Raw genomic sequence first — 20,030 nt, 5'->3', positions numbered from 1 at the left:
TCGCCTTTTTTAAGAAAAACCCGTTGTGAAAACAACGGGTTTTTTGTTTTTAGGAAGTTTTAGTTTTTTTGCTCGCAAAGACGCTAAGGCACAAAGGGAAAAATAGCAAGTTGCGTTTGTAATTATAATTCTTACTTTTATAAAAGTTTATAAAAACATTGCCATGAAAAAATACTATTTCTCAATAGCATCAATCTTATTTTTACTTATAGGTTTAGCCTCGTGCTCTAACGAAGAAACCAAAACTGAAAACCAAGTAGCTTCAAGACAATCGTTGCCACCAGTAAGTATACCAACTCAAGTGCAAATTGGAACGCAAATTTGGATGACTAGAAACTTAGATGTAACTCATTATAGAAATGGCGACCCAATAATTTTATTAAACGGTCCTGGTGGTCAAACTGACCATGTTTGTAAAGATTACAACAACGACCCAGCTATGGGCGCTATTTATGGCAAGTTATATGATCGGGCTGCAATATCTCGTGGATTAGCACCAGTAGGTTGGCATATTCCTAGTAATGCGGAATGGACTATTTTGGAAAATTATTTAGGAGGACAAAATGTGGCGGGAGGTAAGATAAAATCGACCACATTATGGCAAAGCCCTAATACGGCTGCAAGCAACAGCAGTGGTTTTAAGGCTCTTCCTGGGGGTCAAGTCGATAGGGCAGCAGGTCCAGGTCTTCAAATAACATTCTCCAACATCGGCAGCGTAGCTCGTTGGTGGACTTCGACTGAGGTATCGGTTAATGGAAACTTTTATACGCGTAACGTGCTTTACAACAGTGGTGTTCTTAACACACAGATATTTGATTCGAGGGGGCTTGCATCGGTGCGTTGCATTAAGGATTAAAGACTTAACGCTTGGATAAAAAGATTTATTACATTATACAATTCGAAAAGCCTTCATTATAGTTTGAGGGCTTTTTTGTTTTTACAGCGTTATTAGTACTACAAACACGCGAAGGTACAAAGAACCGCAAAAGTTCACGTGAGGGATAGGAGCGGTTATCCTTTTGTGGCGGTGTTCGCCGCAAAAGATTGTAGCGTATAGCCCGACGGCGCAGATTGCTTCGCGATATTCGCAATGACGTTCGCGCGCCGGCACGCCCAAAGGCTATTCAATATCTTTGATGAATTCATCATACTCCAAATAAAACATTTCCAAAGCATTCATTTTTTCAAAGAAGAAATCGAAAATGGTATTCCAATAAGCACGATTGCTGACGGTAATTCCTAATTGTTCTACCCAAATTTTACTAATGGTTTTTCCGCTTTCGAGCGTGTGGTTTTTTTGATAGACTAAATCTTTGATGAATTCGTCTTCCAAAATATTTTTCAAAGCAACAATCTTATCGAAATAGGCGAGGCGCTTTTCCTCATTGCGATGTTCAATCTCAATACTCACTTGAGCCTTCGTATTATCTACAAAAAACTTAAAAGAGAAATCCTTAATCTTAGTATCATACAACACCCATTTGCGTGGATATTGCTCGGCAAAGGTTATCCAGAATTCTTGCTTAAGTCGTTGATTTTCTTGTTTAGAATACATGTTTCGCTTTTTGTGGCTGTGAATTTTATCCCAATGTTTTTTGATACGCATTGAATTTTCGTAAATTCGTAAAACACCGTTGCTATTTTCAATGCACAAAAATACGCTTTGTTATGGATTTTCAAGACTTTCTATACTGTATTCCGAAACTAGAGCGTGAACCACTTCCCGCCGAAGCAGCGCATAATATCATGACGCCACCAGAGCGGAAACAGATAATGAAAGATCTCGACCTTGAAGCTAAAAATCCCAGAAAAGCCGCAGTCATGATGTTGTTTTATCCCAAAGATTCGCAAACACATTTGGTGTTAATACAACGCAATACTTATCCAGGAGTACATTCTTCTCAAATTGCTTTTCCCGGCGGTAAAGTAGAATTGGAAGACGAAACCCTTACACACACTGCATTACGGGAAACGCACGAAGAAATAGGCATTATTCCGGATCAAATTCAAGTCGTTCGCGCTTTTAGTGAAGTCTATATTCCACCGAGTAATTTTATGGTGTATCCGTTTTTAGGGTTGAGTCAAAATGAACTTTCCTTCAACCCCGATCCCGAAGAAGTCGCCGGAATTATCGAATTACCTTTGCTTCATTTCTTAGATGAAAACAACGTCGTCAGCCAACGCATGGATACTGCTTATTCGAAATCAATTGATGTTCCGGCGTTTAAAATTCAAGAGCATTATGTTTGGGGTGCTACCGCCATGATGCTCAGTGAATTGAAAGAAACCCTCAAAAAGGTACTTTAAATAGTAGCTAAATTTGTAAATTAGCCGGCTTACTTTTCAAATCAAAATTGCTATGGGATTATTCAAAAGAAACCCTTTTGGACATATACTTTTCATCAAAAAATGGCTCATCCGAATCTTCGGAGCGATGACACACAAACGCTATCGTGGTTTCAATGATTTGCATATTGACGGCTCTGAAATTATCAAAGCTTTACCCGATAAAAACGTATTGTTTATTTCGAATCATCAAACGTATTTCGCCGATGTAGTGGCAATGTTTCATGTGTTTAACGCGAGTTTGAGTGGACGAGAAGACAACATTAAAAACATTGGTTATTTGTGGCAACCGAAAATGAATATTTATTATGTAGCCGCAAGTGAAACGATGAAATCCGGTTTGTTACCAAGAATCTTGTCGTATGTCGGTGCGATATCCGTAGAAAGAACCTGGCGCGCCGGAGGAAAAGATGTTACCGAGAAACGTGAAGTCAATCCAAACGATACAGAAAATATCAGAATTGCATTGGAAGACGGTTGGGTAATCACATTCCCGCAAGGCACCACCAAATCGTTTAAGCCGGTACGCAAAGGAACCGCGCACATCATCAAACAACACAAACCCATCGTAGTTCCAATCGTTATTGACGGTTTCCGACGCTCGTTCGATAAAAAAGGATTGCGCCTCAAAAAGAAAGGTATCCTGCAATCATTCATCATCAAAGAACCACTTGAGATTGATTATGAAAACGACACCATCGAACAAATCGTAGAGAAAGTAGAATATGCCATCGAACAGCATCCATCATTTTTAAAAGTAATCCCGGCAGAAGAAATTGAAGCGCAGGAAGAATTGAATCAATTGCGGCAGTGGAAAGTTTAATTATTTAATTTTTTCTAAAGCTCAATCTTCTTCAATTCCTTATAATTAGCAAACAATTTCTTAAGCAAAATCCCATACAGCAATTTATAAAACAACCAAAACAGTCCAATAATCGCTGCAATAAAGACTAACGAAATCACCACGCAAAAACAAATGAATACCGACTCATGTCCTTCGGCGACTTGCTTATTCATCAACGAAATCATCTCCGGATTGTGCGAAAACATCATCACAATCGAAATCACAATCGTCAACGTAATGATAAATAAATTATACCAAATATAATTTTGCACCGTGCGGCGTGTGCTCACAATACTCTGCATCAATTTGCTAGTAGAATCTAAAGTCGAAATCGATTTATAGTTTTTATAAAACACATAAATAAAGCCAACCACCACAATATAATTAATCACATTCACCACCAACATCACGTCCTCAATGCCATAAGCTTTCAATTTGGCTTGGTATTGATCATCGCTGAATACGAACGAAATCACATTCCAAAACGCAAATTCTACAATGCTGATAATCAAAATCCACTTCACTATCGATGAAGATTTCTGATGCAACATGCCCAAAATATCTTTTTCCGAAACCTGATCAAAAGAGCGTTCCTCTTTTTTCCAAGCTTTTTTCAATACTTCTAACTCTTCCATAAACCTAGGGATTTAATATTTTTCTCAATTTTGTTTTAATTCTGTTCATCTTCACTCTGGCATTCACTTGACTGATTCCTAATGTTTCCGATATTTCCTCATAATCCTTGTCTTCAAGATACATAAATACAAGCGCCTTCTCAATATCATTGAGCTGATACACCGCCTGATACATCAATTTAATCTGCTCTTCTTCCTCGTAATTATATTCTTCCTGCTTGATAAAATGATTGGTAGTGTCAAAAGACGAAGTAGCAATAGATCGCGTGCTCTTCCGATACAAAGTAATCGCAGTATTCAAAGCCACCCGATACGCCCAAGTAGAAAATTTGCTCTCCCCACGAAACTTTGGAAACGCTTTCCACAACTGTATCGTAATTTCCTGAAACAAATCCTTATGCGCGTCCTCACCAGAAGTATACAACCGACAAATCTTGTGGATGATATTCTGATTTTCCTTCAATTGCTTGACAAAAGATTGCTCTAAATCTTGACTCATAACTGCGTTAGTAAACCGTTGCCTAATTTTGTTACAATGTACTTATTTTTTATTAGGAGCACAACCACTGTTTTCCAATTCAGGAGTAGTCCCGCTATCCGCTAAATCTTTTGTTCTGAACCCCAGAACAAAAGGTGCTATCGGGGCTAAGTGTTGAAATTTATGTCTTCATAATAACCCCGTCATTCCGAGCGTAGCGAAGGAACCACCACAACTTTACCAAAACTTTGTGTCTCCGCACCTTTGCAACAAACCCCAAAAAGCCGTATCTTAGTAGCTCACATGCTTAGCAGCTCAGGCACTCAGCAACTCAGCAACTCAAAATGAACATCCCAACTACCAATCTCCCCAGAATCATAATAATAGGCGGCGGTTTCGCCGGAATATCACTAGCCAAAAAACTAAAAAATAAAAACGTACAAGTCGTCCTCATCGACAAACACAACTACCACACGTTTCAGCCGTTACTATACCAAGTCGCCACGGGTGGACTCGAAGCCGGTTCCATAGCGTATCCCATTCGGAAAATTATTCAGGAATTTCCCGATTTCTATTTCCGCCTAAGCCGTGTCAACGAAATCGATACCCAAAACCAAATCGTCAAATCCGATATCGGAGAATTGCATTACGATTATCTAGTGCTCGCCAACGGTTCCAAAACGAACTTCTTCGGCAACAAAGAAATCGAACGCAACAGCATGTCGATGAAAACCATTCCACAATCGCTCAACATTCGAAGCCTAATTCTAGAAAATTTCGAACAAGCATTATTGGTTACTGACGAAACGGAACGCAACGCTTTCATGAATTTCTGTCTTGTAGGCGGTGGACCAACAGGTGTAGAGCTCGCAGGTGCATTAGCCGAAATGAAAAACGCCATTCTGCAAAAAGATTACCCCGATCTCAACATCGCCAACATGCAAATCAACTTAATCCAAAGCGACGAAAGAATTCTGAATACCATGAGCGATAATGCTTCGAATGAAGCCGAAAAATTCTTAACGGAATTGGGTGTAACGGTACACAAAAACGTACGTGTGCTAAGTTACGATGGCAAAGTAATCACCACCAACACCAACTTAACTTTCGATACAGCCACAGTAATCTGGACCGCTGGCGTTCAAGGCGCTGCGATTCCGGGAATCAAACCTGATTCATTCGCAAAAGGGAATCGCATCCGCGTCAATGAGTTCAACCAAGTCGTGGGTTATGACAATATTTTTGCACTCGGCGATATCGCTTCCATGGAAACCAAAAACTACCCAAACGGTCACCCAATGATGGCACAACCAGCTATGCAACAAGGTGACTTATTAGGCGAAAACATCATCAAAAAAATCAACAACCAGAAAATGAAACCGTTCGAATACCGCGACAAAGGCTCGATGGCAACCATAGGAAGAAACAAAGCCGTAGTCGATTTACCGCATTACCAATTCAGTGGCGTTTTCGCTTGGTTTGTCTGGATGTTTGTGCATTTGTTTTCATTAATCGGTTTCAAAAACAAAGCGGTTGTTTTCCTAAATTGGGTTTACAATTACATCCGTTTCGACCGTGAAGGCCGATTGATTATTCGCCCTTATAAAAAGAAAAGTTTTACAACATTCACAACAGATGAAGTTTAAAAAAAGCTATGAAGCACAACGAGAAAACAAAAATAACAAGACACATCAAAGACTTCATCCTCATCACTTCGGGAATTTTCTCCGCAGCATTTGGATTCAAAGGGTTTCTGCTGACCAATCATTTCATCGATGGCGGTGCAACAGGAATTTCGTTATTGGTATCCATATTAACACCAATTCCACTGTATATTTTAATTGTCACGATCAACATTCCATTCATCATTTTAGGCTACAACATCATTGGAAAAGCATTCGCCATCAAAACCTCACTGGCGATTTTAGGATTGGCGTTGGTCGTGGCAACCGTTACGTTTCCGAACGTCACCGATGACAATTTACTCGTAGCGGTTTTTGGCGGTTTCTTTCTCGGTGCCGGAATTGGATTGTCGGTTAGAGGAGGCGCAGTAATCGATGGCACAGAAGTATTGGCAATTTATTTAAGCAGAAAGTTCGGAACCACCATTGGCGATATCATCATTGTAATCAATGTGGTGATATTCTCGGCAGCCGCTTATTTTCTATCGATTGAAGTAGCACTCTATTCGATGATAACGTATTTAGCTGCTTCCAAAACACTCGACTTCATCATTGATGGAATTGAGGAATATATGGGTGTGACAATCGTTTCGTCCAAAAGCGAAGAAATCAAAAAACTTATTATTGAAGTGCTCGGACACGGCGTAACCACTTACAAAGGAAAAAGCGGTTATGGAAAAACCGGTGAAAGTGGCAATGTAGAAATCGTTTACACAGTCGTCACACGATTAGAACTCAACCGGCTTAAATCCGAAATCGAAAAAGTGGATGAAAATGCTTTTGTGATTATTAGCAGTGTTCGTGATACGAAAGGCGGTATGGTGCCCAAACGCGGATTGAAATACTAACACGGATTTCACAGATTATCACGGATTAATCTGTGCTAATCTGTAAAATCCGTGTTAAACTTTTTTAATTAACAATATGGTACGAAACCAATCGGTCTTCCCAGAGAAAAGGACTGGCCACATAAGCATTCGTTTTCTTTACCAAACCAAGTTGTCTTTGGTAATCCGTTTCAACAGATTTATTAATTACCGGGATTGTGCCTTCGGGTGAAGTATATTCAAGAACAAACGGTGAAACAGTATAATGGTTTCCTTCAACCATAATGTCTGCTGAAGGATACAGGCTCGAAAAAGAAGTACCGGTTTCACGAACACTAGTGTTTTGATAGTCTGTGTCGTCACCGGGATGCCTAATAATGTTGAGTTCATTGGCAGACGCAGGATCCTCAATTAAGAACATGTAGGGATTATTGCCCACGAGATGTCCTGACTCGTCAACTCTAAGGTACTCGTACGATGAACTCAAACTTCCACTTGGATTTACTGTTTTATGGTGTAACTTAGAAAATGCAAGGCCATCAATTATCACAACCGATTCTACCTTAATGCTGTCAATTTTCCCCGAAAAAGTTAATGTCGACAGGTCTTGCAGGCTATTGCGGTATTCTTTATAAACCCATTCATTTCCAATATTCAAATTGAAAAAATCAGGTAATGGTTCAGGTTCCGAATCGGAATTGCTGGTACAGGAACTTGCTGTAATCGCCATCAAAAATAAAAAAGGAGTGGTTTGTTTGAAGTTGATTTTCATTGTATTGGGTTTTTAAATTCCTAATACAACGACACTTATAAACAAGTATTGTTAAAGATATTAAAATAAATTCGCCAGATTCAATCAAATTTGCGTTACTATAAAGGCTTATCCTGATAATAATTCACCATCAAATTCACAAACTTACTATAGCTTTCCAAACCATCTTTTTGCTGGTTGAATTTTAAAAAGTGGTCGTAAAAAATCTTGAAGCCGGTTTCTATAAAAGTCTCGTATTGCTTCCAAAAATCTTCGCTTTCCTGATAGTTTTTTAGAATTCCGGGATTGACGGTTTTCAATAGCTGTTCTAAAGTTTTAGGATTTCGAACTTCCCAATTGTGCAAGCAATACCGCAAAGCAAAAGCGTAACCCGAATATTGAAAATACAAATCATCATTTTTTGTCGACGCTAAAAACCCAATAAAGTTGCATTCGCTTTCACTCGCATAACCCAATTGATGCGCCATTTCATGGGTTGATGTAGTCGGGAAAGTATACATCGGCAGCATATCATTCACCTGAGCTTCATTCGTAAACGGATTCAAATAACCGGCAAATCCCATATAAGTAAGCGGCAAACTAAAAAGCGATTTCTTGATGCTTTCATGTTCATATTTCAAATACGGGTATTGCTGCGCCAAATGTTCGTAGCCATTCAAATTCATTTGAAAGACTTGTTCCTGCGAATATGGAAAATCAATTTTTGTGTTTTTATTCTTGGCAATTTGATATTGAATCGCATTGGTTTTAGCGATGAGAATTGTAGTGAATTTCAATAAATCATCGTCAGAATAGTCTCGTTGAATATTCATTTTATCAAACAACGGAACACGGTAATAATTGGTAGCCCATGACACGTAAAACAAAAAGTAAAAAACAGAAAAGAAACTCAGCAGTTGTAAAAAGTTATCTTTTCTGCCTTGTTTCCAGGTTTTTCTTTTAATCCAAATCCAACGCAACAATAAGAAAATGACAATTCCATAAATACAATCACCAACTGAGAAGACTATGTTTCCTAATGCGATGCGCCAAAAATGTGATATCCAAACATAAAAGCCTTTGCTGTAAAATGTCTCGACAAATTCAGAAAAAAACGAAATGATCTGCAAGACAATCACTTGAATCAATAGAAAAACGGGAAGAATATACTTGCGTTGCACAGCTTTAATTTTGAATGTAAATATATCGAAAAAGCACATAAACTTTGTAACTTTGGCTGCCTGAGTTGCTGAGTGACTGAGTAACTAAGTTACTGAGCACTTAAAAACTCAGGTACTTAGAAACTTAGCAACTCAGAAACTTAAAAAATGGAAATCAGAAACCTAGAACCCAAAGCACTTTGGAATAAATTTGCCGACTTAAACGCCGTGCCTCGTCCATCAAAAAAAGAAGATCGTGTAATCGAATTCATGAAAGACTTCGGAAAAAATCTCGGACTCGAAACTTTTGAAGACGACATCCGCAATGTTATCATCCGCAAACCTGCAACGCCAGGAATGGAAAACCGCAAAACGATTGTCTTGCAAGGCCATTTGGATATGGTGCATCAGAAAAATGCCGATACCAATTTCGACTTCGACAAACAAGGTATCGACATGTATGTTGATGGCGATTGGGTTCGTGCTCGCGGTACAACTTTAGGTGCAGATAATGGGCTAGGAGTAGCGATGATGATGGCGATTCTTGAAAGCAAAGACATTCCGCATCCTGCGATTGATGCGTTATTTACGATTGATGAAGAAACTGGAATGACTGGTGCGTTGAATCTCAAAGGCGGTATTCTCAAAGGAGAAATTCTGCTCAATATGGACACTGAAGAAGACGATGAAATTGATATCGGTTGCGCCGGTGGCATCGATGTTACGGCAACGAGAAGTTACCACGAAGAAGATACGCCTGATGGTTCGGTAGGTTATACAATTACTGTAAAAGGCTTAAACGGTGGGCATTCGGGAATGGATATCCATAAAGGATTGGGCAATGCCAATAAAATCATGAACCGTTTGTTGTTCGACGGATTTGAAAATTTCGGTTTGCAAGTGGCTGAAATCAATGGTGGCAGTTTGCGCAATGCGATTCCACGGGAAAGTGTTGCCAAAGTCATTATTGCGTCGATGTATGATGAAGTTTATGTTTTCGACATGCAGGAAATCATCGGTGATATCAAAACCGAATTTAAAACGACCGAACCCAACTTAACTATAGAAATCACTAAATCTGATTTGCCTAAAAAAATCATGGAATTGGGTGTTCAAGAAGGTTTGTTGCGTTCGATTTATGCTGCTCACAATGGCGTTTACAGAATGTCTGCCGATATGGAAGATTTGGTGGAAACGTCAAATAATATTGCTCGTGTGATTGTAAAAGACGGTGAAATTTCAATTCAAAATCTAACGCGTTCTTCAGTAGAAACTTCTAAAATGGATTTGGCCAACGCGCTGCGTTCTGCGTATGAATTGTTTGGTTGTGAAGTCACTTTTGGAGGAAGCTATCCAGGTTGGACACCCAATGTAAAATCTGAAATTTTAGATATTTTGGTTTCTATTTATGAAAAACAAAATGGTGAAAAACCAAAAGTAGTAGCTTGTCACGCGGGATTAGAATGTGGTATTTTAGGAACAAATTATCCAGGAATGGATATGATTTCTTTCGGGCCAACGATTCATGGAGCGCATTCACCAGATGAAAGAGCCAGCATTAAATCATCACAGAAATTTTGGAAATTTGTGATCGAGATTTTAGCCAGTATTCCATTAAAAAACTAATAGTCAATAGTAATCAAATAATATAAGAACTCGTTTAGAAATAAGCGGGTTTTTTTATGGAATATTTTATAAAACATATAATTTTATTACGAATTTCCGTTGTAACGAAAAATAACATTTCAATGAAAAAAATATTGCTTTTAGGAATGCTGACCGTGTTCCTTTTTTCTTGTAAGAATGATAACAAAGTAGCGCATGTTGAACGCGCTTTTTATTATTGGAAGAGTGACGGTTCGTTTGATTCCAATACCCGTAAAGGATTAGACAAAGCAGGTGTCACTAAGCTATATGTTAAGTATTTTGAAGTAGATTACAGCGAAACCATGGGCAATTTTCCTTATGATAAAACCAATATTGATAGTTATAGTGTTGACAATTTTATAGATTTAAAAATTGTTCCAACGATATTTATTAAAAACGAAATTTTCCAATTCAATCAAGAAAAAGATTTGGATCAATTGGCGGACAATATTGTATTTCTCGTTAATAAATACAACCATGAGAAGCTTGAAAAAGTCGCAATTGAAAATGAAATTCAAATTGATTGTGATTGGACAAAATCGACCAAGGATCAATATTTTTATCTGCTTAAAAAAATTAAAGAATTGTCGAAAAAACAAATCAGTTGCACGTTGCGATTGTATCCATATAAATACCCCAATATTATGGGCGTTCCACCAGTCGACAAAGCTACTTTGATGTGTTATAATTTGATCAAACCATTGACTAATAAGGACAAAAATTCGATTCTTGATTATGATGAATTGAAATCATATTTAGATCAAAAGCGAAGTTATCCGTTGCATTTGGATATCGCATTACCCGTTTTTTATTGGACACAATTGTATCATGACAATCAATTTGCCGGATTAATCGATTTGAGTAGCGCCGATGTTGCCAGTTTTACAAAGCCTATAAAACCGATGTGGTATGAAGTCACTAAAGATACTACATTCGGATATCGGGATTATTACAGAATCGGAGACCAGTTTAAGTGTGAGGAAGTTTCCACCGAAACGATCAACAAGGCGATTGCGCTCATCAAAAAGAATGTTGCTTTAGATAAAAACACGACCATCACATTATTTCACATCGATTATGGCACATTTAATCAATATAAAAATGAGGAAATATCTAATTTCTACGATTCTTTTACTAAGTAGTTTTAGTCAATCATCAGCATGTGGTTATCAGCCTTATGGTGAAGATATCCGATATTGTCTGTTTCGACCTGACTATTTTAGCTATGCAGATTATTATGCATTTTACTATAATGCCAATTTATGGGGATTTGATTATGATATGAAATCTCAAAACGAAGCGGTTTATTACGAAGCGAATATTCTCGATTGGTATCATTTTACGGGGAAACATGTGTCTATTGAATCGATTGTACAGTTCAATAATGAATTAAAAATTACTGATATCAATCCCGATAGTAAAAACGAATTTTTAAGCTATCTCTATCAAAACAAAAAGCTAGAGGTTATTCAATATCTAATTTTTGCCAAACGATGTGAAGTCATCAACACATTGACAGATTCAAATCCATGGGAACGCGAAGCTGTAAATCTTGACCTCAAAAACAAAGAAATTTTCACAGCACTTTTAAAAGCTTATGCATCAGAAAAGAATCAAAGTCTAAAAAGAAAGTATGCTTTCCAAGTGGTTCGTGCTGCCTTTTATTTGAATGATTCAAAAACAATCCAATCCATTTTTACCCAACAATTCCAAAACGGACCCAAAGACTATTTGTATTATTGGAGTTTGTATTTTGAATGCTTTTTCAAAAATGGCGCATCCAAAATGATTGATGTGGCGAATCTGATGGCGAATTGTCCAGAAAAAACGTATGCTTCCTACTATTATTTTCATGAAGGATTTAATCTTCCATTGGCTTTGACAGCAGCGAAAAGTAAAGAAGAAATTGCGAATGTTTATGCGTTTGCTTCTGTTCAAAAAGTCGGTAAAAACCTCGATTATCTTAAAGCCATTTATGCGAATGATCCCAATTCGAGAATATTGGATTTTTTGCTTTTGAGAGAAATCAATAAGATCGAAGATTGGGTTTACACGCCATATTACACGAATTATTTGCCTTCCGTTGAGCAACTCGGTTATTATTGGAATGATGATTTGCAATCTAAAATAAATACAATAACCTTGAGAGCACGTTCTGAAAAAGACCGGATTTACGCTCAAGAAGTTTTGACTTTTTTGAATTCAGTCGATTTTTCTAAAGTTAAAAATGTTGCTTTATGGAAAGCAGCGGAGATTCAGTTATTGTTTATTACCAAAAGTTATCCGGATTGTATGGCTAAAATCAATCAATTTGAAAAACAGTATCCAAACCAAAAAATTGCTATTGAAATTGAAAAAATAAAAGCCATTTGCATCACCGCGAATCAAGAATATGGAAAGGCGATCATCAAAGATGAAATCAAACCTATCATTTTAAAATACATCAAAGACAATCGGTTTCTATTCGCTTTGGGTAGAGAATTAGAGTTTAATGGGAATCTCACGGAAGGCGTAGCTTTGTTTTCATTGTTAGAAAACACGTATTCAGAAGGTTATGATGGAGACGATGTGGAATGGCGTGGCAACCGATTGAAAACTTCGGGCAATTTCGATTATTTCTATACTTATTTTGATTATTTAGATTTTGTATACAGTGCAGATGAATTGCAACGCATTGTTTCTAAATTAGATACCCATCTTGATTCTGATTTTAAAAAGATACTTTATAAGAAATTACTCGAAGATCAAGATTATCTCAAAGATTTGCTCGGAACAAAATACATTCGAGAAAACAGATTGACGGCTGCTTTGAAAACATTCCGGTCGCTAGGCGCTGCGTATTGGATGAACAATTATAATGCTTGGGAACGAGACCAATATAGCGAGTATTATGCTTTCGATCAAAACCCATTTTATACTTTAAAGCATACGGAAGAATTTATTGAGCATAAAGAAAAATTCATAGTCACTAAATTATCTGTTACCGAACATTTAGTGAAGTTTCTGAATCTCGCCAATGATCGCAAAACAAAAGACCGGGATTATTATTATTTTTTGGTGGCGAATTGTTACTTCAATATGTCTTATGAAGGGAACTCATGGATGATGCGGCGTTATAAAAGCAGCTCAGGTTATTATGAAGGTTACGAAAACGAATCCTACATCGATGAAAGGGAATATCGCATGAAATTGAAAGCGATGGAATACTATCAATTGGCTTCTGAAAACTCGAAAACGCAACAATTCGATGCGTTGTGTTTGCGAATGATTGATTTTGCGAAATCGAATTACCCGAATGATTTTGAGAAACTCAAAGCAGCCTATCCGGATTATTATGCCGACTTGTCAAACTGTTATAATTTAGAGGCTTATTTCAAAGCAAGACGATAGTTATTTGATTTTAATAAGCAAGCCACGAGCGGTGGTTTTCGAGATGTCGATGTTGCTTTTGATTGCAAATTTCATAGTATCTTTATTAAATTCACGGTTGTCGATTTCAATAGGGTTGTCGTCTTTACCATATCGAAGAAGCGCTCTGAACTTTTCGTATTTGATTTTTCCTTTATACATCACGGCATCAGGCATGATTTTTTTGAAAATACTGTCTTTCAATTCTATTTTGAACGTTTGTTGTTCATATTTCTTTTCGAATACGATTCGGTAATTGCCGTTTAGTTTAGGGTTTTCTTGTTGCATCGAATAAAAGAACGTCGATATTAAAATCAATAAAAATAGTTTCATCATGATGGATATTATGTTGTGTTAATTAAAGCCTAAGCGAAGTTAGTCAAAATAATATAGATGTTACTTCACAAAATAATCAATTCAAAAAGTTTATTGCCAATTTTTAAAACAACCAAAAATCAATCTTATTAAGATTTAATAAAAATAATTATATTTTTATTTGGATTGAATATAAATAATAAAGTACTTTCGCATCATAATTATTTACACGATGAAAATTACTTTTTACACACTACTATTTATACTGCTTACAGTTAGTTTACGAGCACAAACGGTTGATGATAGTTTACTTCAAAAGCTCAAATCTGAAATCAAGGAAGAACTTAGAAAAGAATTTCAAAATGAAGCAAAAATCGACTCGAAAAAAACGAATATTGATTTGGATAAATTTTCATTGCACGGATATGCTGCCATAAATTATTACAATTACGATTATGATACCGATCCGAATATTAAAAATAAAATTGACGCCGAGCGATTGAATATATATCCCGAATATCAATTCAAAGATTGGATTGCTTTTCGTTCTGAAATAGAATTCGAACATGGCGGAACCGGATCGAATGTGGGTTTCGATAATCAACAAGAATTTGGTGAGTTTGAACAAGAAATAGAAAAAGGTGGAAGCGTAAAACTCGAACAAATTTATGTCGATTTTGCAATCAAACCCTATTTCAATATCAAAGCTGGAAGGATAAAATTATTGTTCAATTTGGCGCAATCATTAGATGATCCGGATGAATATTTTACAACGCACCGTCAAGAAATGGAAAACGAACTAACACCTTTAGGTTGGTATGAAAACGGAATTTCGTTCTACGGAACTTTTGCCAAAAAATTCCATTATTATTTTACAATAGTCAATGGTTTAGATTCTTCTGGTTTCAATTCCCGTGGATGGATTCGCGATGGGCATCAAGAGCGTTTCGAAATGGTAACCGCCGAATCATTTGCTACGATGTTGCGACTCGATTATAAATTTGGTAAAAACAAACATACTTATGTTGGACTTTCAACTTATATAGGTGATTCGGCTGCCAATCGCCCGAAGGATGATATCAAAGAAACGGCTTATGTGACTATGATTGAAGGGCATTTTACTTACAACGAATTTCCACTGCGAATTTACGCCACCGGAATTTATGGCAACCTTGAAAATTCTAATATAGTATCAGTCAGAAACGCATCGCTATCGAATGAGTTGGGCGTTAAAAGAACACCGGTTGGTAAAAACGCAGTAGGTTTTTCTACAGAAATTGGTTACGACATTTTGCATCTTTTTAACCCTAAAATCAGAAACATGTTGTATCCGTTTATGCGATATGACTACTACGATTCTATGCATGATGTTGAAGGCAGTATTATCGACAATCCGAGATGGGAACGTAGCGTTATTACTGGTGGTTTCAATTGGTTTATTTCGCAAGAAGTCATCATAAAAGCCCAATATTCAAGCCGCAGATTGGGTTCTCAAAATTATGATTTATCAACATTAGAATATACAGGAAAAAAACAAATGGAAAATACATGGTCTATTGGAATAGGTTTCGAATTTTAAAATCAAATTAATATATTATGAAAAATAGCATTTTTACGATCTCGTTTTTATTTTTATCTGCTACCATTTTAGTCTCTTGTAGTAACAATTCATCAGAAGAAGCAGATCCAAACACAGCCTTATACACTCAGGTTTTAACCAATTCATCGGTTGATGTCATTACCGAAACATACAAGAATATGAATGATAATGCGGCTACCTTAGTAACTGCAGTAGCCAATTTGACAATTGGTGATGAAGCCGAATTGACAGCCGTAAAAAATGCATGGATGGCGACACGTGCACCATGGGAAAAATCAGAAGGCTTTTTATATGGCCCTGTAGATACTGAAGGCATTGATCCTGCAATCGATTCTTGGCCAGTGAATGTAAACGATATCAATAATATCTTAAATAGTGGTAGTGCTATTACCTCGAGTTTGTTAGAGAACAACAACGAAGCAAGAGGTTTTCATACAATCGAGTATTTTGTTTGGGGTTTAGATGGCAATAAAACTGCAGCTGAATTAACCGCAAGAGAAATTGAGTTCTTGACCGCAGCTACACAAAATCTAAAATCAAAAACACAACAGTTATACAACGGATGGGTTGCTTCTCAAGGTAATTTTGCTAATAATTTTATTACTGCAGGTCAATCGGGGAATTTATTTTATACTTCTCAAAAAACCGCTCTTTTAGAATTGGTTGATGGAATTATCACAATTTCCGATGAAGTAGCCAATGGTAAAATCGAAACACCACTCAATGGTAATGCTGGTTCAGCGATGCCGGAAGCCGAAGAGTCACGTTTTAGCAATAATTCTAAACTTGATTTTGCTAATAATATCAGAAGCATTCAAAATATTTATTTGGGAGATTATGATGGAGTCGACCATAAAGGTTTGACCGATGTTGTAGTTTTATCAAATCCAACTTTAGATGCCACAATCAAAGCCAAAATTGCTGAAGCCATTACGGCTATTGAAAACATTCCGGGTACATTCACAACGGCAATTTCCAATAACAGACCTGCGGTTCAAAACGCACAAGTAAAAGTAGGTGAGCTGCAGCTTCTATTGGATAGTAGTTTAAAACCTTTGATTTCGAATTTATAAAATTTCAATCCAATAGTAAGAGTTTTCAAGTAAAAACAATTATTTTAAAACTTACATTCGAAAAAATATTTTAACCTCGAATTAAGGGAGTCAATTCGTAATTAAAAATTAAAAAGATGAAACAGAAATTCACTTTTTATTTACACTTAAATAATGTCATGATATTCAAAAAAATTCCTTTTCTAATACTACTATCCGCAATAACATTTTCGTGCAGTAATAACGAAGAAGAAGAAGAATATATTGGTATTGATCTTTCTGAGCGATTGTATGCTGGTGGTGATACTACAATATTTGCCGAAAACAGTACTGCATACAGAAACCCGGCAGCCAATATCTTTGGATCAGATTTAGCCATACATCTCGAAGGTGATGCCCAATTCGAGCAGGCATTCGTTACGGCTCCGGCTCAAGTGAATAACGGTTTGGGAAGTATTTTCAACAATACTTCTTGTGTTTCTTGTCATCCAAAAGATGGTAGAGCAGCTTTTCCTACGAATTTTTTAAACCTAAGCGGTTTGCTTCTGCGCTCAAGCGTTTCAGGAACTGATGACCATGGTGGTCCAAATCCAGTTCCAGGTTTTGGGACTCAAATTCAAAATCAAGCAGTTTTTGGTACTCTGCCAGAAGCACGTTATCAAGTTACTTTTGAAACTAAAAACGAAATACTTGCCGACGGAACAACCGTGACACTGAGAAAACCAATCATTACTTTATTTGAAACTTATATGGCATTTCCCGCAGATGGAATGTTGTCGCCCAGAATAGCAACACCTGTTTTTGGGTTAGGATTATTGGAAGCCATTCCTGAAAATAATTTGTTGGCTTTGCAAGATATAAATGACAACAATAATGATCAGATTTCAGGAAAGGCAAATTATGTATGGGATCCGATAGCAAACCAATTGGCAATAGGTCGTTTTGGTTGGAAAGCCGGTGCGCCAAATGTTTTGGTTCAATGTGCCGGAGCTTATGTCGATGATATGGGTGTTACCAATTATGTTTTCCCAAACGAAACTGGGGCTAACCAATTTAATGGTCAAGATGGGTTGAATGATGATCCAGAAATTTCAAATGCTATTCTAGATCAAGTAGCGTTTTATTGCAGAACATTAGGTGTTCCTGCACCCAGAAATATTACCAATCAATCGGTTAAAAATGGTGCCAGAATATTCGAACAAATCGACTGTTCCAAATGCCATACACCAAAACAACAAACAGGATTTCACTCGATTACAGCACTTGCCAATCAAACCATTTTTCCATACACCGACTTGCTTTTACATGATATGGGAGAAGATTTAGCAGATAATAGACCCGATTTTCTAGCCACAGGAAACGAGTGGAAAACCCGTCCGCTGTGGGGCATTGGACTTACGCAAGTGATTAATGGACACACCAATTTCCTTCATGACGGTAGAGCCAGAAATATCACAGAAGCTATTTTGTGGCATGGTGGTGAAGCACTAAATGCTAAAAATAAATTCAAGCAACTTTCCGTAAAAGACAGAAACGACTTATTGACATTTATCAATTCATTATAATAATGAATCCATTAAAAGACCCACTTCACGGAATGTCACTGCAAAAAATCCTAGAGCAATTGGTTGCATTTTATGGTTTCGATACTTTGGGTGAACTCATTAAAATTAAATGCTTTACGGATAATCCAAGTGTGAAATCAAGTCTGACTTTTCTAAGAAAAACCAATTGGGCGCGTCAGAAAGTCGAGCAGTTGTATATTGAAACATTACCCAAGTTTCCTCAATAATTTACTTTTTGAAATTGCGCTTCAACAACGAATAGATAACCGTATCTATAAATTTCCCATCGAAGTATTCGTTTTCAAGAATATGCGCTTCTTTTACAAAGCCATTTTTTTGCAAAACCCTTTCTGAAGCAATGTTGTCAGGATCAATGATAGCTTCAACAGAATGCAGATTCATCACTTCAAAACCATAAATTAGTGCAGCATGAATGGCTTCTGTTACGATGCCTTTTCCGTGAAATTCAGGCGCCAACATATACCCAATTTCCGAACGATAATGTTCCGGTTGAATGCGATAATGGCCAATAATCCCAAGTAGTTTTGGATTTCCTTTGAGCGTAATCGCCCAATTGATGCCTTCGTTGCTTACAATTTTAGCATCAATCATAGCATAATGTTCGAGCGCTTGTTCGATATTGGTGACTAGCGGACGTGGAATAAATCGCATGTTTTCCGCATCGCCTCGAATTACTATAATTTGTTCAGCGTCATTTTTATCCAAACGGCGCAACAACAAACGCGGCGTTTCTATATCGGGAAAAGGATTGAAATTAATAGTAAGCATGGGTTAAAGTATTTCGATTTTAAATGTACAATTAAATTCTTTTTGCGCTTCAACGAATTGTATGGCTTCTTTTTCTTCAATATTTCCATTGCTGTTTAATGTATCTGAATAGCCCAGCCAAGGTTCAAGGCATATGAAAGGCGCATTCACTTTCGTCCAAATTCCAAAGTTTTTGAAATCTTTGAAATGAAAATCGAGTATTGGTTTGCCGTTTTCCAAAAGCGTGATTTTTTTTGATCGCAATGTTTTAAAAATCAAAGCATCTTTTTCAAACAAAGAATAGGCAAGTGGTACTTGTTTTTCATGCATAGGAATCGATGTTATTTTTTCTGAAAGTAAATCATTTTTAAGTGTATAGCTTTTTAATGCTTCATGAAATTCGAATTCCAAACTATAATCATCGAAGAATTCTGACAAAGCGAACGCCGGATGCGCTCCAATCGAAAAAGGCATCACATCATTTGTTTTATTCAAAATCTTATAAGAAACGACAAGTTCGTTTTCCTTTAGTGTATAATGAATTTGCAACTCAAAATCGAAAGGATAAACTTTCTTAGTAGCTGTTGCTGATTGCAATGAAAAAACAACACTCGAATCTGTGTTAGAAATCAACTCAAAATCGAAATCACGAGCAAAACCATGCCTTGGCAAAGTATAAGTTTGATTTTTATACTGGTATTGATTGTTTTTTAATGTGCCCACAATCGGAAACAAAACCGGCGAATGCTTACCCCAAAACTCAGGATTGCCTTCCCAAATATACTCGCGATGGGTAAGTATTTTTTTGAGAGAAACCAACTCAGCCCCTTTAGAATTGATGGTTGCAGTCAATTGATGATTCTTTATTGATATCTTCAAAACGTTAAATAAATTTGACTATTGATGTTAATTGTAAATATATTTTATTACTTTAACCGTCCCTAATCTATTA

At 36.9% G+C, this 20,030-nt stretch carries 20 protein-coding genes; 12 read left to right on the top strand and 8 right to left on the bottom strand.

The annotated features are described in order from the left end of the window. Positions 1–163: 163 nt before the first annotated feature. Positions 164–856, top strand: a complete 693-nt coding sequence (locus RMO03_RS08855) for a fibrobacter succinogenes major paralogous domain-containing protein (protein WP_309641739.1) — start codon at positions 164–166, stop codon at positions 854–856. A 264-nt stretch (positions 857–1,120) separates the two neighbouring features. Here the strand turns inward: RMO03_RS08855 and RMO03_RS08850 are convergent, their stop codons facing one another. Beyond that, positions 1,121–1,555 carry a DUF4268 domain-containing protein gene (locus RMO03_RS08850; RefSeq protein ID WP_309641738.1) on the bottom strand — a complete coding sequence of 145 codons (435 nt, stop codon included), beginning with the start codon at positions 1,553–1,555 and terminating at the stop codon, positions 1,121–1,123. Between the two features lie 113 nt (positions 1,556–1,668). Between RMO03_RS08850 and RMO03_RS08845 the strand changes: the two genes are divergently transcribed. Next, positions 1,669–2,307 (top strand): CoA pyrophosphatase, encoded by a 639-nt coding sequence (locus RMO03_RS08845; protein WP_309641737.1) that lies wholly within the window; start codon positions 1,669–1,671, stop codon positions 2,305–2,307. Positions 2,308–2,359: 52 nt separating this feature from the next. Further along, positions 2,360–3,169, top strand: a complete 810-nt coding sequence (locus RMO03_RS08840; protein WP_309641736.1) for a lysophospholipid acyltransferase family protein — start codon at positions 2,360–2,362, stop codon at positions 3,167–3,169. A gap of 14 nt (positions 3,170–3,183) precedes the next feature. Here RMO03_RS08840 and RMO03_RS08835 read toward each other — a convergent pair whose 3' ends face one another. Together RMO03_RS08835 and RMO03_RS08830 are read right to left on the bottom strand one after the other, a co-directional pair. Beyond that, entirely contained in the window at positions 3,184–3,825 is a 642-nt protein-coding gene (locus tag RMO03_RS08835; RefSeq protein WP_309641735.1) for a hypothetical protein, read from the bottom strand. Between the two features lie 4 nt (positions 3,826–3,829). Then, positions 3,830–4,324 carry a sigma-70 family RNA polymerase sigma factor gene (locus RMO03_RS08830; RefSeq protein ID WP_309641734.1) on the bottom strand — a complete coding sequence of 165 codons (495 nt, stop codon included), beginning with the start codon at positions 4,322–4,324 and terminating at the stop codon, positions 3,830–3,832. 323 nt (positions 4,325–4,647) lie between these two features. On the opposite strand from RMO03_RS08830, the gene RMO03_RS08825 reads away from it, so the two are divergent. Beyond that, entirely contained in the window at positions 4,648–5,949 is a 1,302-nt protein-coding gene (locus tag RMO03_RS08825) for an NAD(P)/FAD-dependent oxidoreductase (RefSeq protein ID WP_309641733.1), read from the top strand. Positions 5,950–5,957: 8 nt separating this feature from the next. Continuing rightward, entirely contained in the window at positions 5,958–6,833 is an 876-nt protein-coding gene (locus RMO03_RS08820; protein WP_309641732.1) for a YitT family protein, read from the top strand. Positions 6,834–6,897: 64 nt separating this feature from the next. On the opposite strand, the gene RMO03_RS08815 is transcribed toward RMO03_RS08820, so the two are convergent. Together RMO03_RS08815 and RMO03_RS08810 are read right to left on the bottom strand one after the other, a co-directional pair. Then, positions 6,898–7,584 (bottom strand): hypothetical protein, encoded by a 687-nt coding sequence (locus RMO03_RS08815; protein WP_309641731.1) that lies wholly within the window; start codon positions 7,582–7,584, stop codon positions 6,898–6,900. A 98-nt stretch (positions 7,585–7,682) separates the two neighbouring features. After that, positions 7,683–8,744 (bottom strand): DUF3810 domain-containing protein, encoded by a 1,062-nt coding sequence (locus tag RMO03_RS08810; protein ID WP_309641730.1) that lies wholly within the window; start codon positions 8,742–8,744, stop codon positions 7,683–7,685. 147 nt (positions 8,745–8,891) lie between these two features. Between RMO03_RS08810 and RMO03_RS08805 the strand changes: the two genes are divergently transcribed. From RMO03_RS08805 to RMO03_RS08795, 3 genes are all read left to right on the top strand, one after another. Beyond that, the gene (locus RMO03_RS08805; protein ID WP_309641729.1) at positions 8,892–10,349 is read left to right on the top strand and encodes an aminoacyl-histidine dipeptidase; all 1,458 of its coding nucleotides are present in this window, start codon (positions 8,892–8,894) and stop codon (positions 10,347–10,349) included. Between the two features lie 122 nt (positions 10,350–10,471). Then, complete coding sequence (locus RMO03_RS08800) at positions 10,472–11,512, top strand: hypothetical protein (protein WP_309641728.1); 1,041 nt, start codon at positions 10,472–10,474, stop codon at positions 11,510–11,512. Continuing rightward, positions 11,472–13,760, top strand: coding sequence for a hypothetical protein (locus RMO03_RS08795; RefSeq protein ID WP_309641727.1), 2,289 nt, complete (start codon positions 11,472–11,474; stop codon positions 13,758–13,760). Before RMO03_RS08800 ends, RMO03_RS08795 begins: the two co-directional genes overlap by 41 nt. On the opposite strand, the gene RMO03_RS08790 is transcribed toward RMO03_RS08795, so the two are convergent. Then, on the bottom strand, positions 13,761–14,114 hold the full coding sequence (locus RMO03_RS08790; RefSeq protein ID WP_309641726.1) for a hypothetical protein: 354 nt from the start codon (positions 14,112–14,114) through the stop codon (positions 13,761–13,763). Positions 14,115–14,325: 211 nt separating this feature from the next. On the opposite strand from RMO03_RS08790, the gene RMO03_RS08785 reads away from it, so the two are divergent. The 4 genes from RMO03_RS08785 to RMO03_RS08770 all read left to right on the top strand — a co-directional run bounded on the left by RMO03_RS08785 (position 14,326) and on the right by RMO03_RS08770 (position 18,537). Beyond that, positions 14,326–15,672 (top strand): autotransporter outer membrane beta-barrel domain-containing protein, encoded by a 1,347-nt coding sequence (locus RMO03_RS08785; RefSeq protein ID WP_309641725.1) that lies wholly within the window; start codon positions 14,326–14,328, stop codon positions 15,670–15,672. A gap of 17 nt (positions 15,673–15,689) precedes the next feature. Beyond that, the gene (locus RMO03_RS08780; RefSeq protein ID WP_309641724.1) at positions 15,690–16,766 is read left to right on the top strand and encodes an imelysin family protein; all 1,077 of its coding nucleotides are present in this window, start codon (positions 15,690–15,692) and stop codon (positions 16,764–16,766) included. A gap of 116 nt (positions 16,767–16,882) precedes the next feature. After that, complete coding sequence (locus RMO03_RS08775; protein ID WP_309641723.1) at positions 16,883–18,310, top strand: di-heme oxidoredictase family protein; 1,428 nt, start codon at positions 16,883–16,885, stop codon at positions 18,308–18,310. Between the two features lie 2 nt (positions 18,311–18,312). Next, positions 18,313–18,537, top strand: a complete 225-nt coding sequence (locus tag RMO03_RS08770) for a VF530 family protein (RefSeq protein WP_309641722.1) — start codon at positions 18,313–18,315, stop codon at positions 18,535–18,537. A gap of 1 nt (position 18,538) precedes the next feature. Here RMO03_RS08770 and RMO03_RS08765 read toward each other — a convergent pair whose 3' ends face one another. Together RMO03_RS08765 and RMO03_RS08760 are read right to left on the bottom strand one after the other, a co-directional pair. After that, on the bottom strand, positions 18,539–19,099 hold the full coding sequence (locus RMO03_RS08765; protein WP_309641721.1) for a GNAT family protein: 561 nt from the start codon (positions 19,097–19,099) through the stop codon (positions 18,539–18,541). 3 nt (positions 19,100–19,102) lie between these two features. Next, positions 19,103–19,957: an aldose 1-epimerase family protein gene (locus tag RMO03_RS08760; protein ID WP_309641720.1), complete on the bottom strand. Its 855-nt coding sequence runs from the start codon at positions 19,955–19,957 to the stop codon at positions 19,103–19,105. Positions 19,958–20,030: the final 73 nt, after the last annotated feature.

Origin of the sequence: Flavobacterium sp. (assembly GCF_031411595.1) — a bacterium.
Classification (GTDB): domain Bacteria; phylum Bacteroidota; class Bacteroidia; order Flavobacteriales; family Flavobacteriaceae; genus Flavobacterium.
Note: the sequence above shows the minus strand (reverse complement) of the source record. Positions and strands in the feature narration are given on the sequence as shown.

What these genes read in the sequence shown, in the direction of transcription:
- RMO03_RS08855 (WP_309641739.1), top strand. Translation starts at nt 164, where the DNA reads ATGAAAAAATACTATTTCTCAATAGCATCAATCTTATTTTTACTTATA.
- RMO03_RS08850 (WP_309641738.1), bottom strand. Translation starts at nt 1,555, where the DNA reads ATGTATTCTAAACAAGAAAATCAACGACTTAAGCAAGAATTCTGGATA.
- RMO03_RS08845 (WP_309641737.1), top strand. Translation starts at nt 1,669, where the DNA reads ATGGATTTTCAAGACTTTCTATACTGTATTCCGAAACTAGAGCGTGAA.
- RMO03_RS08840 (WP_309641736.1), top strand. Translation starts at nt 2,360, where the DNA reads ATGGGATTATTCAAAAGAAACCCTTTTGGACATATACTTTTCATCAAA.
- RMO03_RS08835 (WP_309641735.1), bottom strand. Translation starts at nt 3,825, where the DNA reads ATGGAAGAGTTAGAAGTATTGAAAAAAGCTTGGAAAAAAGAGGAACGC.
- RMO03_RS08830 (WP_309641734.1), bottom strand. Translation starts at nt 4,324, where the DNA reads ATGAGTCAAGATTTAGAGCAATCTTTTGTCAAGCAATTGAAGGAAAAT.
- RMO03_RS08825 (WP_309641733.1), top strand. Translation starts at nt 4,648, where the DNA reads ATGAACATCCCAACTACCAATCTCCCCAGAATCATAATAATAGGCGGC.
- RMO03_RS08820 (WP_309641732.1), top strand. Translation starts at nt 5,958, where the DNA reads ATGAAGCACAACGAGAAAACAAAAATAACAAGACACATCAAAGACTTC.
- RMO03_RS08815 (WP_309641731.1), bottom strand. Translation starts at nt 7,584, where the DNA reads ATGAAAATCAACTTCAAACAAACCACTCCTTTTTTATTTTTGATGGCG.
- RMO03_RS08805 (WP_309641729.1), top strand. Translation starts at nt 8,892, where the DNA reads ATGGAAATCAGAAACCTAGAACCCAAAGCACTTTGGAATAAATTTGCC.
- RMO03_RS08800 (WP_309641728.1), top strand. Translation starts at nt 10,472, where the DNA reads ATGAAAAAAATATTGCTTTTAGGAATGCTGACCGTGTTCCTTTTTTCT.
- RMO03_RS08795 (WP_309641727.1), top strand. Translation starts at nt 11,472, where the DNA reads ATGAGGAAATATCTAATTTCTACGATTCTTTTACTAAGTAGTTTTAGT.
- RMO03_RS08790 (WP_309641726.1), bottom strand. Translation starts at nt 14,114, where the DNA reads ATGATGAAACTATTTTTATTGATTTTAATATCGACGTTCTTTTATTCG.
- RMO03_RS08785 (WP_309641725.1), top strand. Translation starts at nt 14,326, where the DNA reads ATGAAAATTACTTTTTACACACTACTATTTATACTGCTTACAGTTAGT.
- RMO03_RS08780 (WP_309641724.1), top strand. Translation starts at nt 15,690, where the DNA reads ATGAAAAATAGCATTTTTACGATCTCGTTTTTATTTTTATCTGCTACC.
- RMO03_RS08775 (WP_309641723.1), top strand. Translation starts at nt 16,883, where the DNA reads ATGAAACAGAAATTCACTTTTTATTTACACTTAAATAATGTCATGATA.
- RMO03_RS08770 (WP_309641722.1), top strand. Translation starts at nt 18,313, where the DNA reads ATGAATCCATTAAAAGACCCACTTCACGGAATGTCACTGCAAAAAATC.
- RMO03_RS08765 (WP_309641721.1), bottom strand. Translation starts at nt 19,099, where the DNA reads ATGCTTACTATTAATTTCAATCCTTTTCCCGATATAGAAACGCCGCGT.